Below are 13,184 nucleotides of genomic sequence, written 5' to 3'. Positions count from 1 at the left end.
ATCCTTCGCGGTCGCTCGCGCCCACCGTCCGATGGCCCGGCCGCGCCCTGGTACGAGAAGGTGGTACTTCGCCGTGAGCAGCATCTCCGACCCGCCCGCGCCCGACCGGGCCGAGGACGTGCCGCCGCTGGACGCGTCGGCGCGGGGCTTCGACCGGTGGCGCTACGCCGGGGTCTTCCTCCTGCTGTTCCTGTTCGGCACCGAGACCTTCCTGGTCTCGCCACTGCTGCCGACCATCGCGGACTCGGTCCACACCACCGAGGCCGCCGCCGCCTCCAGCGTCACCGCCTACGTGCTGGTGTACGCCGTCGCGGCGCCCTTCCTCGGCCTGCTGAGCGACCGGTTGGGCCGCCGCCGCACCCTGGTCGCGGGCAGTCTGCTGTTCGTGCTGTCCAACGTGGCGGCGGCGCTGTCCACCGGGCTGACCCTGCTGGTCGTCTCCCGCGCGGTGGCCGGACTGGCGGCGGCCGCGGCCGGACCGGCGATCTGGGCGCACATCGCCGAGACCGCGCCCGACGCGGTGCGCGGACGGGCACTGGGCCTCGGCATGGCGCTGTTCTCCTGCGGCCAGGTGATCGGGGTGCCGCTCGGCGCCTTCCTGGCCGGGCTGGCCGGCTGGCGCTCGGCGTTCTGGGCGCTGGCCGTCGGCACCGCCGCCGCCGTGCCGCTGCTGCTGCGCCAGGTCCGGGCCCGCACGGCCGAGCCGGCCGCGGCTCGCGTGGGGGCCGTCCGGGCGATCCTGGCCGGCTGGGCCGATCCCACGCTGCGCCGCGCCCTGCTCGTCAACACCGTCTTCAACGCCGCCAACCTCGGCGCCTACACCTTCCTGGGCGCGGTGCTGGTGCAGCGCTTCGGCCTCTCGGTGCAGGCGCTCGGCCTGGTGGGCGTGCTGGTCGGCGTGGGCAGCATGGCCGGCTCCCTGGTGGGCGGGCGGCTGGGCGACCGGGCCAGGACGGCCGGGCGCTCGGACCTGCCGCTGCTGCCGCTGTGGGGCGTGCTGCTGGCGGTCGGCGTGGCGCTGGCGGCCGAGGGCCCGGGCCTGGTGCTCGCCCTGGTCGGGGTGACGCTGTGGTTCCTGGCCTCCGGCGGCTTCGTGACGGACCAGCAGACGCTGGCCGGCACCATCGCCCCCGAGCTGCGCGCGACCTCCAGCGCCTGGCTGACCTCGACCATGTACGCGGGCACCGGGCTCGGTGCCTGGGCGGTGGGCTCCTTCGGGGACGTCGTGGACGGCACCCTGCTGGTCGGCACCGGCCTCGCGGTGCTGGCCGCGCTCGGCGCCCTGGTGGTCAGCCTGGGGCTGCGCCGGGCCGCCACCCGCACCGCGGCCCCGTAGCGGGTCAGCCGACCCGGCGCCCCTCCTCCACGCCGCCGACCGCGCGCAGCGGATGCTCGACCAGTTCGGACATCCGCGCCCGGTCGGCGGCGTCGGTCGGGGTGAACAGCAGCACCGTCGCGGAGGGGTCGTCCACCGGGTGGAAGGAGGACAGCGTCAGCCGGACCGGGCCGAGCCCGGGCGGCTCGACGGTGACGGTACGGACGGTCAGCTCCGCCACCGAGTGGCACCCCCACCAGTGGCGGAGCTCGGGCGCGTCCTCGTCCAGGCGGCGGTAGACCTCACCGGTGCGGGGCTCGGCCAGGGCGGGGCCCGCCTGGGCGCGGAAGTGCTGGAAGACGTTCATGGCGAGCGGTTCCCAGTCGCGCAGCACGGCGCGCACCCGCCGGTCGGCGGCCATCACCCACATCAGGTTGCGCCGGTCGGCGGGCAGCACCTCGGGGGCGCCCCAGAGCGCCGTCCAGGCGGCGTTCCAGCCGCGCAGGTCGAAGTGGCGGTCCAGCAGGACGGCCGGGCTGGTGGGCCAGGAGTCGAGGACCGGCCGGATGGCCTCGGCGATCCGGCCGGTGCCCGCCGGGCCGACGGCCGGGGCGGGCTCGTGGAAGCCGGCCAGCCGCAGCGCGTGCCGCAGGCCGGCGTCGTCCAGCCGAAGCACCCGGGCGATCGCCTCCAGCACCTGCCGGGAGGCGGCGACCCGCCCCTGCTCGACCCAGGTGTACCAGGCGAGGCCGACGCCGGAGAGCGAGGCGACCTCCTCGCGGCGCAGCCCGGGGGTGCGGCGGCGGGTGGTGGCGGTGAGGCCCACGTCGGCGGGCTTGAGGAGTTCTCGGTGGGCGCGCAGGAAGGCGCCGAGTTCCCGTCCGGCGGGGTGGGTTGACACGGTTGGGCTCCTCGGCCGTGATCGGTGCGGTGGTTCGGTGGCTGCCCCCAGCGTAGGGGCAGCCCGCCGCTCGTCCCAGGGGTGAGCGGCGGGCTACACACGCTGTTAACGGGACGTCAGCGTCCAGAGCCTCACGGGCATGTGGCTGACGTGTCCGCGTTCGTTCTGCCGGCGCCAGGCGCTCTCGCCGACGGCGCGGAAGAACGCGGCCCGCTGCTCGGGCGGCACCAGGCGGCTGTAGTAGTCGCCGAAGGTGGCGGCGTGGAAGTGCTCGTACCGGGCGGCGCCGTCGACGGTGACGACGGCGTCGCGCTCCAGGTGGCCGGCCACCCTCAGGTGCCGGCCGATCACCTCCGTGAGGTCCTCGACGGTCCGGGTGCGGGTCGCGATCGGCAGGACGCCGCCGCGGGCGAGGAGGTCGGGCACCTCCTGGTAGGGGGTGCCGAGGGCCACCAGGGCGTCCCGTACCAGCTCGTCCTCGCCGCCGAGGCCGTGGGCGTCCCGGGCGGGGTGGTAGGTGGTCAGCAGGAAGCTGCCGCCGGGGGCGAGGTGGGCGGCGGCCCAGGCGAAGATCCGCTCCTCCCACGGGTAGAGCCAGTGCAGCACCGAGGTCTGGGTGATCACGTCGGCCCGCAGCGGCAGCGGCTCGGGGGCGGTGAGGTCGGCCGGGTGCAGGGAGACCCGCTCGCCGTACGGCTGGAGCCGGACGGCGGCCTCGGCGAGGCGGTGCTCGGAGCGTTCCAGGCCGACGGCGTGCCGCAGGGTGGGGAACCGCTCCAGGGCCGCCTGGAGCAGCTGACCGATCCCGCTGCCGAGGTCGACCAGGGTCCCGGGTTCGCCGGTGACCTGGTCGAGCACCCAGTCGCGGTCCTGGACCTGGCGCAGTCGGCTGGCGTCGGCGTACCCGGCGAGGGTGCCGGCCTGGATCTCCACGGCGGAGGGGGCGGTCACTTCTGGTTCTCCTCGGCGTCGGCGGGCCGGTCGACCAGGCGCAGCAGGCGCTCGCGGGCCTCGCTCTGGTCGTACCGCTTGAAGATGTTGATCCGGTTGCGGGCGAGGTCTCCCCGGTGCACGTACTCGTAGAGGTCCTGGCGCTGGCCGAAGCCGTCGCCGGTGAGCTCCCAGGCGATCCGGAACAGCCGGGACTTGCGCTCGGCGTCGATGCCGCGACCGCGCATGTAGCGGTCCAGGTGAGGGCGCAGCCGGGGGTTGGCGAGGTCCGCGGCGGTGGGCTGGATGAGCAGTCCCGAGGCGCCGATCCGGCGGACGATCTCGACGGCAGTGGCGGCCACCTCGGCGGACCAGACCCGGGAGGCGGCGGTGTCGCCGGGGGCGAACAGGCCGCCGTCGGTGAGGGCGCCGCGGGCCTCGGCGGCGTCCAGGAAGTACTCGGTCAGCTCGGCGTACCCGGCGAGGCGCCCGAGGTCCTCCTGGATGTTGCGGAAGCCGTCCACCCCGATCGACTCGGCGACGAGGGTGGCGGTGGCGAGCAGGGTGCGCAGCCGCTCGCGGTAGCGGATGTGGCCGACGTAGGCGCTCCAGGCGTTGATCCGGCCGAGGCCGAGCCGGGCGAGGGCGGCGTCGCGCAGCAGGAAGACGCGCTCCCAGGGCACCAGGACGTCGTCGAAGAAGAGCATCGCGTCCTGCTCGTCGTAGCGCGCGCCGAGCGGGTGGGCGTGGCCCCAGGGGGCGCTGCCGAGCGGCTCGCGGGCGAGCGTGACGAGCCCGGGGGTGTTGAGCGGCAGGGCGAACCAGGTCACGAACTGCTCGCCGCGGCCCTCGGTGAAGGAGGCGGAGAGGTAGACCAGCACCTCGTGGGCGAGCGGGGCGAGGGTGGTGAGCTGTTTGGCGCCGCGCACCACGATGCCCCGGTCGTTCTCCTCGATGACGCGCAGGGCGAGGTCCGGGTCGTCCAGCGGGTTGGCGGAGCGGTCGATCTGCGGGTCGCCGAGGGCGTGCGAGAGGACGAGGTCGTTGGTGGCGCAGTGGCGGTACCAGGCCTCGGCGTTGGCGCCGAAGCGCGGGTCGGCTTCGGCCAGCCGGTGGCGGAAGTCGTGGACGCCGACGGCGATCGAGGCCATGAAGGCGGGCGAGCGGCCCTGCTGGCCGAGGGCTTCGGCGTGCCAGAACTCGGCGCTGCGGCGCTGGAGGCGCAGGTCGTCGAGGGTGCGCGGGGGCTGGTAGGCGCGGGCCAGCCGCAGGCCGCTGTCCGGGTCCTGCCAGGTGAGCAGGTCGCGGTGGTCGGGGTGGTGCTGGAGGTCGAGCAGGCGGGCGAGTTCGTCGACGGCCGGGCGGAACGCGGGGTGGTCGGCGGGGTTCGTGATCCGCCGGCCGTCGAGGTAGAGCTCGCGTCCGTCGTCGAGTTCGGCCCGGTAGCGATCGCCGGTCAGCAGGCCTCGGGCGGTGGCGGGCGCGCCGCGACCGGTGGCGGTGTCCAACAGTGTCATGCGCCAACTCCGGTGGTGGTGAGGGGTGTCGGGGCCAGTGCGCGGTACTGGCCGTCGTGGTAGAGCAGGGGTGTGCCGCTGCCGCGGGCCGCGGCGGCGACCCGGCCGACCAGGATGGTGTGGTCGCCGCCGGGCAGGGCCGCGTGCAGCCGGCAGTCGAACCAGGCCAGGGCGGGCTCCAGGAGCGGGGCGCCGGTGGCGGCGGTGCGGGTCGGCAGGGCGGCGAAGGCGCCGGGCGCGCGCCCGGCCCCGGGGGCGGCGAACCGCCGGGCCAGGTCCTCCTGGTGGGCGGTCAGGACGGACAGGCCGAAGCGTCCGGCGGCCCGGACTGCGGCCACCAGCGGGCTGCGTCCGCCGATCGCGACGGTGATCAGCGGCGGGTCGAGGGAGAGGGTGCTGAAGGAGGAGACGGTCTTGGCGAAGACCTCCTCGCCGGCCCGGGTGGTGACCACCGCGACCCCGCTGGTCCAGCCCCGCGAGGCGGCCCGGAAGGCCTCGGCGGTCACCCGGGTGTCGGGCGGGGCCGGTGCGGCGCCGCTCATCGCAGCCCCACCCGGTAGGCGCGCAGCCACTCGTCGACCTGGACCAGGTGGTCGAGGCCGCCGACCGGGTTCGGCGCGGTGCGCGGGCTGGGCAGCGGACGGCCCTCGGCGAGCAGCCGGCGCACCGTGTCGCGGTCCACGAGGTCGAAGACCGGCGCGTTCGGGTCGGCCAGCAGCTCGTGGGCGCGCGCGGTCAGCACCTCGGTGTAGCGGACGGCGGGGGTGGACGGGTAGCCGCTCTTGGGCCGGTCGGTGACCTGCGGCGGGAGGAGGTCCCGGACGGCGTCGCGGAGCAGCCCCTTGGCCTGTCCGTCCGGCGCCTTGAGCGCCCAGGGGACGTTCCACAGGTACTCGACCAGCCGGTGGTCGCAGAACGGCACCCGTACCTCCAGTCCGACGGACATGGACACCCGGTCCACCCGGTCCAGCAGCGGGGGCAGCCAGCGGGTGAGCGCCAGGTGGAAGACCTCGCGCACCCGCGCGTCGGCGGCCGCCTCGCCGGGCAGGCGCGGCACTTCGCCGAGCGAGCGGTGGTACGCGGCGGCGGTGTACTCCTCGGGGCGCACCTCGGCCCGGACGTCCGGGCGCAGCAGGTCCGCCGGGGTGGCCCTGCCGTGCAGCCAGGGGAAGGTGGCTGCGGCGAGGGCCCCGGCGTCGTGGAAGTACGGGTAGCCGCCGAAGATCTCGTCGGCGGCCTCGCCGGAGAGCGCGACGGTGGAGCGCCGCCGCACCTCGCGGAAGAGCAGGTGCAGGGAGGCGTCCATCTCGCCCCACCCGGGGCGGTCGCGGGCGCGCAGGACGGCGTCCCGGGCGTCCAGCAGGTCGTCGTCGGGCACCAGGACGGTGGTGTGCAGGGTGCCGATGTGCTCGGCGGCGGCGGCCGCGTAGGGGGCGTCGCGGGTGGTGCGCCAGGCGTCCGGGGTGCGCTCGGCGCTGCCGGGGAAGTCGACCGAGAAGCTGGTGATCTTCCCCTGGCCGGCCCGTTCCCGGGCGGCGGCGGCCAGGGCGGTGACGGCGCTGGAGTCGACGCCGCCGGAGAGCAGGGTGCACAGCGGCACGTCGCTGATCAGCTGCCGTTCGACGGCGTCGGCGAGCAGCTCCCGGACGGTGCGCCGGGTGGTCGCGGCGTCGTCCCGGTGCTCGGCGGACTCCAGCCGCCAGTACCGGACCTCCCGGGTGGCGGCGCGGCCGACGACCAGGAAGTGGCCGGGACGCAGTTCGTGGAGGCCGCGGAAGAGCCCGTGGCCGGCGCTCGGCGCGGCGGGCAGCGCGAACAGTTCGGCGATGCCCTCGGCGTCCAGTTCGGCGCGGAACAGCGGGTTGGCGAGCACGGCCTTCGGCTCGGAGCCGAAGAGCACGCCGCTGCGGTGGGCGTGCCAGTACAGCGGCTTGATGCCCAGGTGGTCGCGCACCAGCAGCAGTTCCTCGCGCCGGGCGTCCCAGAGGGCGTAGGCGAAGATGCCGTTGAACCGGGTGGGCGCGTCCCGGCCCCACTGGAGGTGGGCGCGCAGCACCACCTCGGTGTCCGAGCGGGTGCGGAAGGTGTGGCCGAGGGCCTCCAGTTGGGTGCGCAGCTCGCGGTGGTTGTAGAGCTCGCCGTTGTAGCCGAGGACGGCCGTGGGGTCGGCCCCGGGGCGGTCGGCGAACGGCTGGACGCCGCCGTCGAGGTCGATCACGGCGAGCCGGCGGTGGCCGAGGGCGGCGTGCCGGGAGAGCCAGACGCCGTCGGCGTCCGGGCCCCGGCAGGCCAGGGTGGCGGTCATCTCCCGGACGGTCCCGGCCTGGTGGAGCAGGTCGGTGTCCCAGTCGATCCAGCCGGTGATGCCGCACATGTCAGGACTCCCCGGGTTCGTCGGTGGCGGTGGCCGCGGTCGGGCCGGGCACGGCGGTGGACTCCCAGCGGCAGCCGTGGCCGGTCGGGCCCTGGGTCAGGCGGTGCGCGGGCCGGTAGCCCTTGGCGCGGATGTTGGCGGACAGGGCCTCGGTGCAGTAGGTGCAGGGCGAGGCGAGGGTGAGCCGTACGCCCGCGCGGCGGGCCTTCTCGCGGTAGTCCCAGATCGCGCAGTGGGTGATGGTGAGCGCCGCGTGCTCCGGTCCGGGCGCCGCGTCGTCGTCGAACTCGTAGTCGGAACCGTACAGTTCGGCCTGCCGGGCGATCCGGTGGATCGGGTCGGCGGCGCCCCGGCCGTAGTCGGGCTCGACCTCGCGGTGCACCTCGGCGTTGGAGCGGGCCCAGTCGGCGAGCACCTCCTCCCCGTGGCGCAGCACGAGGAACCGTTCCATCAGCGCCTGGTCGCGGAAGAACACCCGCTGCCACTCGACGGCCGGGGCGTCCGGCTCGGGCAGGTCGGCGAACAGCTCGGACTGGAGGACGAACCAGTCGGTGAGGTGGAGTTCGTCCCCGCGGGAGACCAGGTAGCGGGTGAGGCCCGCCTCCGCCTCGTGCAGCCGCCGGCGCCAGAGCGCGGACCGCTCGGCGTCCGACATCGCGCGGTACGGGGATCTCGGCTGCACCGGGCCCGGGGCCGGTCGGCTCCCGGCGGCCAGCACCGCGGTGTGCGGGCCGGGGTCGGCGCACGCGCGCACGGCGGAACCGCCCGGAGCGCCGGCCCTGTCGGACACACCCCCCATCGGGTCATCTCCCTTCGGCTGACGGCCCGTGGGACCGTCGTGTCGTCGTCGTACCCGCCACGCTACGAACCCGCCGGAGGGCCCCGGTAGCCCCGAAGGGCGCCGGTCAGGGCGCCGATCGTCGCCGTGCGGATGCTCCGAAGGTCGCCCCGAGCCGGGCCGCGTCCGGACCGGGGCCGGGACAGGGCCGGAACAGCCCCGGGCAGGACCGGGGCCGGGCACGACGAAGGGCGGGCCCCGCGTCGTGCGGGACCCGCCCCGGGGGCGGTGGATGGCGCCGGGCTAGCCGGCGAGCCCGTGCCGGTGGGCGTAGAGCGCGGCGCGCAGCCGGTCGGGCTGCCCGATCTTGCGCATCGCCTGGGTGAGGTGCTTCTTGACGGTGGCCTCGGCCAGCGCGAGTTCCCGCCCGATCTCGGCGTTGCTCAGCCCCTGGCCGAGCATGACCAGCACCTCCCGCTCACGCCCGGTCAGCCCGGCCTGCTGCGGCGGCGGCTCGCCGACGTGCCGGGCCGGGACCGCCGCGTGGATCCGGGCCGGCGGCGGGGCCGGCAGGAACACCGAGCCGCCGGCCGCCGCGAGCTGGACGGCACCGATGATCCGCTCACCCGCCAGGTCGAGCGGGAAGCACCCGCCGGCTCCGGCCAGCAGCATCCGGCTCGCCTCGGCGGTCGACTCGGCGCGCCGCAGCAGCAGCACCCGGGCGCCGGGCGCCCCGTCGGGCCCGCGCAGCGCCACCACGGCCGCCAGGTCCTCCTCCAGGTCCTTGCCGCCGCCGAGCAGGATGACGTCCGGCGCGGTCCGGTGCACCGCCGCCACGGCGCGCAGCGGATCGCCGGTGGAGCCGACCACCGCCAGCCCGGGCGCGGTGGCCAGCACGCTGCGCAGCCCGGCGCTGGCCACCGAGTGCCGTTCGACCAGGAACACCCGGGCGGGCGCGGTGCGGGCGCGTTCCCCGTCCGCGCACATCGGGTGGCCGCAGGCACAGTCCTCGTGGACCCGGCCCGCGGCGGGCGGTGCCGGTTCGGCGAGCAGCTGGTGCCCGGCGATCAGGTCGAGCGGATTGTCGATCTCGGCCTGCGGCGTGGCGGGCGCCGTGACCGGGGCGTCCCCCGGGGCGGCGCCGCCGCACGCGCCGCGGCGGCCGGCGTGCCGTCGGCCGCGCGGGCCGGCGAAGGTGGTCACTGCTGCCATCGGGCCCCTCCGGTGACGGAGGCGGGTCGTCTGTGATCGGACATGGCTGTGCGGTCCCCCTAGTCGGCGGGCCGTGTTCGGCCCCTGGACTGGTGCTGCTGCGGAGGGGATGCGCCGGGACGCGAACGGGCGTCGGGGCGGATCCGGGAGAGGAGGGAAGGGGACGCCGACCGCGGCGGGTGTGGACCGGGGCGGTCAGCGCGTCGCGCGCGGTCGACAGGACTCGTCGAAACACCTGCGGTGCCACGAGCCGCCGATCCCGACCAGGGTGAAGTCGGTCCGCCGAATAGCCATGCCGCGAACCCTAGGTCCGGTCCCTTGTGCAGGTCAAGGACGGGACCGGGCCCCGGTGGCCCGGGCAGCGGCACTGCGGCCACCGCCGATGCTGTGACCGGAAGTAACAGCATCAGGACCTGACTGGCTGTCCGGGCCGTACGTCCGCAACGCTCCTTCAAGCAGCCGCCGCCGTCCCGGCGGTGCCCGGCGCACCCGCGACGGCCTCCGCCCGCGCACGGCGAATCCCGCGCCGCGAGGCCGGGACGACGCCCGGCCCCCTCCCCACCGCCATCCCGAAGGAGCAGCACAGCCATGCCCGCCCCACCCGACCGGCCCGCCGCCGGCCCGACCGGCGCCCCGCTCCGGAGGGCCGGCGGGTGACCCGGTTCCTGCTGCGCCGGCTCCTGCTGGCCGTCCCCACGCTGGTCGGCGTCACCGCCGTCGTCTTCGCGACCGTCGCGCTTGTCCCCGGCGACCCGGTCACCGCCTTCCTCGGCCCGGGCGCGCCGCCCGAGGCCCGCGCGGAGCTGGCCGAACGGCTCGGCCTGGGCCGGCCGCTGCCCGTCCGCTACGCCGAGTGGCTCGGCCGGGCTCTCACCGGCGACCTCGGCACCTCCGTCTCGGGCCAGCGCCCCGTCACCGACCTGCTGTTCCCGGCGCTCGGCCAGACGCTCACCCTGACCGCCGCCGCCTTCCTGCTGGTGCTGGTCGGCGGGGTGGCGCTCGGCGCCCTCGGCGCGCTGCGCCCGCGCGGGCCCGGCGGGCGGATCTCCGGCGCCCTGTCCACCCTCGCGGTGTCCGCCCCGCAGTACTCGGTGGCCCTGCTGCTGATCGCCGTGTTCGCGGTCGGGCTGCGCTGGTTCCCCGCCGGCGGCACCCACGACGTGTTCGGCTCCGGCGGTCCGGCCGACCTGGCCCGGCACCTGGTGCTGCCGGCCGTCGCCGCCGCGCTGGTGCCGCTCGGGCTCACCGCCCGGGTGTTCCGGGCCGCGCTGGGCACCGTCCTGGCCGGCGAACTGGCCGACTCGCTGCGCGCCCGGGGCCTGCGCCCGGCCGCCGTGCTGCGGCACTGCGCGCACAACGCCTCGCCCGCGCTGCTGACCATCGGCGGCCTGCAACTCGCCTACCTGCTGGAGGGGGTGGTCTTCGTGGAGACCCTGTTCGCCTGGCCCGGCGTCGGCCGGCTGCTGTACGACGCCCTCACCTCCCGTGACCTTCCCCTGGTGCAGGGCGGGGTGCTGGTGGTGGCGGTCGCGTTCGTCGGCGTCAACATCCTGGTGGACGCGGCGCACGCGGCGATCGACCCGAGAGTGCGGGCCTGACATGACCTCACGACCCGGACTCGGCCGCGACCTCGGCCTGATCGTCCCCGCGGCCCTCGCCGCGCTGCTGCTCCTGCTCGCCCTCGCCGCCCCGCTGGTCGCCCCGTACGACCCTGCCGCCGGGCGGCTCGCGGACCGGCTGCTCGACCCGGGCAGCCCCGGCCACCCGCTCGGCACCGACGGGCAGGGCCGCGACCTGCTGAGCCGGCTGATCTGGGCCGGGCGCGCCTCGCTCACCGGCGCCCTGGTGCCGGTCACCGTCGCCACCGCGGCCGGCACGCTGCTCGGCATCGCCGCCGGGATCGGCGGCCGGGTCACCGAGCAGGCCCTGCTGCGCACGCTGGACGTGCTCTACGCCTTCCCCGGGGTGCTGCTGGCGATCGCCGTCGCCTCGGTGCTCACCCCCGGCCTGGGCGCGACCGTGCTCGCGCTGTCCGTGGTGCTCACCCCCGCCGTCGCGCGGGTCGCGTTCACCGAGACCCGGCGCATCCGGGGCTCCGAGTACCTGGAGGCCGCCAGGGTCAGCGGCGCCGGCTGGGGCGCGCTGGTGCTCCGGCAGGTCGCCCCCGTGGTGGCGCCGGTGGTGCTGGTGTACGCCTCCTCGCTGGTCGGACTCGCCGTGGTGTACGCCGCCGGGCTGTCCTTCCTCGGGCTCGGCGTCGCCCCGCCGACCGCCGAGTGGGGCGCGATGCTGGACGAGCTGCGGCCCGCGCTGCTCACCCACCCGTGGCTGGCGGTGCTGCCGGCCCTGGTCATCCTCGCCGTCTCGGTGGTGTTCAACACCCTCGGAGAGGCACTGCGCACCCGCGTCGGCGACTCCGCCGCCCACCTGCCCCGTGCCGCCCGGGCCACCCGGACGGCACGGACCCCGGTGGGCCGAGCCGCGAAGCAGGGGGAGCGGTGAACGCGCTGCTGGAGGTCGACGGCCTGGCCGTCGAGTACCCCGGAGGCGTCCGGGCCGTCGACGGGGTCTCCCTCACCCTGCCGGCCGGCGGCGCCCTGGTGCTGCTCGGCGAGTCGGGAAGCGGCAAGACCACCGTCGCCCGGACGGTGCTCGGCCTGCCCGGCCGCGGCGCCGCCGTCCGCGGGGCCGTCCGGCTCGCCGGGACGGACCTGCGGGCCCTGGACGAGCGCGCGCTCTGCGACGTGCGCGGCCGGCGCGTCGGCTACGTGCCGCAGGACCCGAGCGCCTCGCTCGACCCGCTGCGCCGGATCGGCGCCCAGCTCGCCGAGGTGCTGCGCCGGCACGGGATCGCCGGCGGACGCCGGGCCGCCCGCGATGCCGTCCCCGGGCTGCTGGAGACCGCCGGCGTGCCCGACCCGGAGCGGGTCGCCCGGGCGTACCCGCACGAGCTCTCCGGCGGCCTGCGCCAGCGCGCCGCGATCGCCCTGGTGATCTGCTGCGGCCCGGAGCTGCTGATCGCCGACGAGCCGACCACGGCGCTGGACGCGCTGGTCCGCGGCCGGATCCTGGACCTGTTCGCCACCCTGCGCGCCGACTGCGGCATCGCGCTGCTGCTGGTCACCCACGACCTCGCGGTGGCCCGCCGGATCGGCGGCACGGTGGCCGTCATGCGGGGCGGGCGGGTCGTCGAACTCGGCCCCGCCGAGCGGGTGCTCGGCGAGCCCGACCACGCCTTCACCGCCGCCCTGGTGGCCGCCGAACCGGGAGCCCGCCGATGAGCACCGAGCCCCGCACCACCACCGACCGGCAGGCCGCGAAGGACCGCCGCCCCGGCCCGGACGCCGGCCCGCCGCTGCTCGTCCTGGACACCGTCGGCAAGCGCTACGGCGAGCGGACCGCCCTGGACGGCGTCAGCCTCGCCCTCGCCCCCGGCGAGACCCTCGGCCTGGTCGGCGAGTCCGGCTCCGGCAAGTCCACCCTGGCCCGCCTCGCCCTCGGCCTGCTCGCCCCCGACTCCGGCGAGGTCCGCTTCGACGGCCGCGACCCGTACCGGCTGCGCGGGCGCGCCGACCGCGCGCTGCGGGGCCGGCTCCAGTTCGTCCCGCAGCACCCGCGCGGCTCGCTCAACCCGAGCCTGCGGGCCGGGGAGGCGGTCGCCTTCGCGCTGCGGCTGCACGGCACCCCGCGCGCCGAGCGCCCGGCCGCCGTCGCCCGGCTCTTCGCCCAGGTCGGGCTGGAGCCCGCGCTCGCCGCCCGCTACCCGCGCGAGCTGTCCGGCGGGCAGCTCCAGCGGGTGGCCGTCGCCCGGGCCCTGGCCACCGGGCCCGACCTGCTGGTCTGCGACGAACCGACCTCCGCCCTGGACCGCGGCGTGCAGGCCCGGCTGCTCGACCTCCTCACCGACCTGCGCGAACGCACCGGCCTGGCCTACCTGTTCATCTCCCACGACCTCGCCGTGGTCCGCCACCTCGCCCACCGGGTGCTGGTGCTGCGGCACGGCCGGGTGGTCGAGCAGGGCCCGGCCGACCGCCTCTGGGACTCCCCCGAGCACCCCTACACCCGGGCCCTGCTCGAAGCCGCCACCGGCGCCGTCCGGTCCGCGCCCTGACGGGCGCCCCGCACTCCGTACCGACGAAGCACCACCGAAGCACCGA

General features: G+C 76.6%; 12 protein-coding genes. 5 read left to right on the top strand and 7 right to left on the bottom strand.

Features of this window, described 5'->3' with window-relative positions; genetic code table 11:
* The first annotated feature begins 73 nt into the window (after window positions 1-73).
* Window positions 74-1,336 (top strand): MFS transporter, encoded by a 1,263-nt coding sequence (locus tag ACZ55U_RS20025; RefSeq protein ID WP_465527475.1) that lies wholly within the window; start codon window positions 74-76, stop codon window positions 1,334-1,336.
* 4 nt (window positions 1,337-1,340) lie between these two features.
* Here the strand turns inward: ACZ55U_RS20025 and ACZ55U_RS20020 are convergent, their stop codons facing one another.
* The 7 genes from ACZ55U_RS20020 to ACZ55U_RS19990 form a co-directional block, all read right to left on the bottom strand.
* Window positions 1,341-2,216 carry a helix-turn-helix domain-containing protein gene (locus ACZ55U_RS20020; RefSeq protein WP_465527474.1) on the bottom strand — a complete coding sequence of 292 codons (876 nt, stop codon included), beginning with the start codon at window positions 2,214-2,216 and terminating at the stop codon, window positions 1,341-1,343.
* A 105-nt stretch (window positions 2,217-2,321) separates the two neighbouring features.
* The gene (locus ACZ55U_RS20015) at window positions 2,322-3,167 is read right to left on the bottom strand and encodes a class I SAM-dependent methyltransferase (protein ID WP_465527473.1); all 846 of its coding nucleotides are present in this window, start codon (window positions 3,165-3,167) and stop codon (window positions 2,322-2,324) included.
* Entirely contained in the window at window positions 3,164-4,663 is a 1,500-nt protein-coding gene (locus ACZ55U_RS20010; protein WP_465527472.1) for a 4-hydroxyphenylacetate 3-hydroxylase family protein, read from the bottom strand. Before ACZ55U_RS20010 ends, ACZ55U_RS20015 begins: the two co-directional genes overlap by 4 nt.
* Entirely contained in the window at window positions 4,660-5,205 is a 546-nt protein-coding gene (locus ACZ55U_RS20005; RefSeq protein ID WP_465527471.1) for a flavin reductase family protein, read from the bottom strand. The genes ACZ55U_RS20010 and ACZ55U_RS20005 overlap by 4 nt, the downstream gene beginning before the upstream one ends.
* The gene (gene asnB, locus ACZ55U_RS20000; protein ID WP_465527470.1) at window positions 5,202-7,037 is read right to left on the bottom strand and encodes an asparagine synthase (glutamine-hydrolyzing); all 1,836 of its coding nucleotides are present in this window, start codon (window positions 7,035-7,037) and stop codon (window positions 5,202-5,204) included. The genes ACZ55U_RS20005 and asnB overlap by 4 nt, the downstream gene beginning before the upstream one ends.
* Before the next feature lies 1 nt (window position 7,038).
* Window positions 7,039-7,836, bottom strand: a complete 798-nt coding sequence (locus ACZ55U_RS19995; protein ID WP_465527469.1) for a hypothetical protein — start codon at window positions 7,834-7,836, stop codon at window positions 7,039-7,041.
* 282 nt (window positions 7,837-8,118) lie between these two features.
* Window positions 8,119-9,027 (bottom strand): LuxR C-terminal-related transcriptional regulator, encoded by a 909-nt coding sequence (locus tag ACZ55U_RS19990; RefSeq protein ID WP_465527468.1) that lies wholly within the window; start codon window positions 9,025-9,027, stop codon window positions 8,119-8,121.
* A 653-nt stretch (window positions 9,028-9,680) separates the two neighbouring features.
* Between ACZ55U_RS19990 and ACZ55U_RS19985 the strand changes: the two genes are divergently transcribed.
* The 4 genes from ACZ55U_RS19985 to ACZ55U_RS19970 are packed head-to-tail and all read left to right on the top strand — an operon-like array spanning window position 9,681 to window position 13,138.
* Complete coding sequence (locus ACZ55U_RS19985) at window positions 9,681-10,625, top strand: ABC transporter permease (protein WP_465527467.1); 945 nt, start codon at window positions 9,681-9,683, stop codon at window positions 10,623-10,625.
* A gap of 1 nt (window position 10,626) precedes the next feature.
* Entirely contained in the window at window positions 10,627-11,529 is a 903-nt protein-coding gene (locus ACZ55U_RS19980) for an ABC transporter permease (RefSeq protein WP_465527466.1), read from the top strand.
* The gene (locus tag ACZ55U_RS19975; protein WP_465527465.1) at window positions 11,526-12,308 is read left to right on the top strand and encodes an ABC transporter ATP-binding protein; all 783 of its coding nucleotides are present in this window, start codon (window positions 11,526-11,528) and stop codon (window positions 12,306-12,308) included. The genes ACZ55U_RS19980 and ACZ55U_RS19975 overlap by 4 nt, the downstream gene beginning before the upstream one ends.
* Window positions 12,305-13,138: an ABC transporter ATP-binding protein gene (locus ACZ55U_RS19970; protein WP_465527464.1), complete on the top strand. Its 834-nt coding sequence runs from the start codon at window positions 12,305-12,307 to the stop codon at window positions 13,136-13,138. Before ACZ55U_RS19975 ends, ACZ55U_RS19970 begins: the two co-directional genes overlap by 4 nt.
* Window positions 13,139-13,184 lie beyond the last annotated feature (46 nt).

Source organism: Kitasatospora sp. NPDC034533 (genome assembly GCF_055575155.1).
The sequence above is the reverse complement of the archived record's forward strand: the minus strand, read 5'-3'. Positions and strand labels throughout refer to the sequence as shown.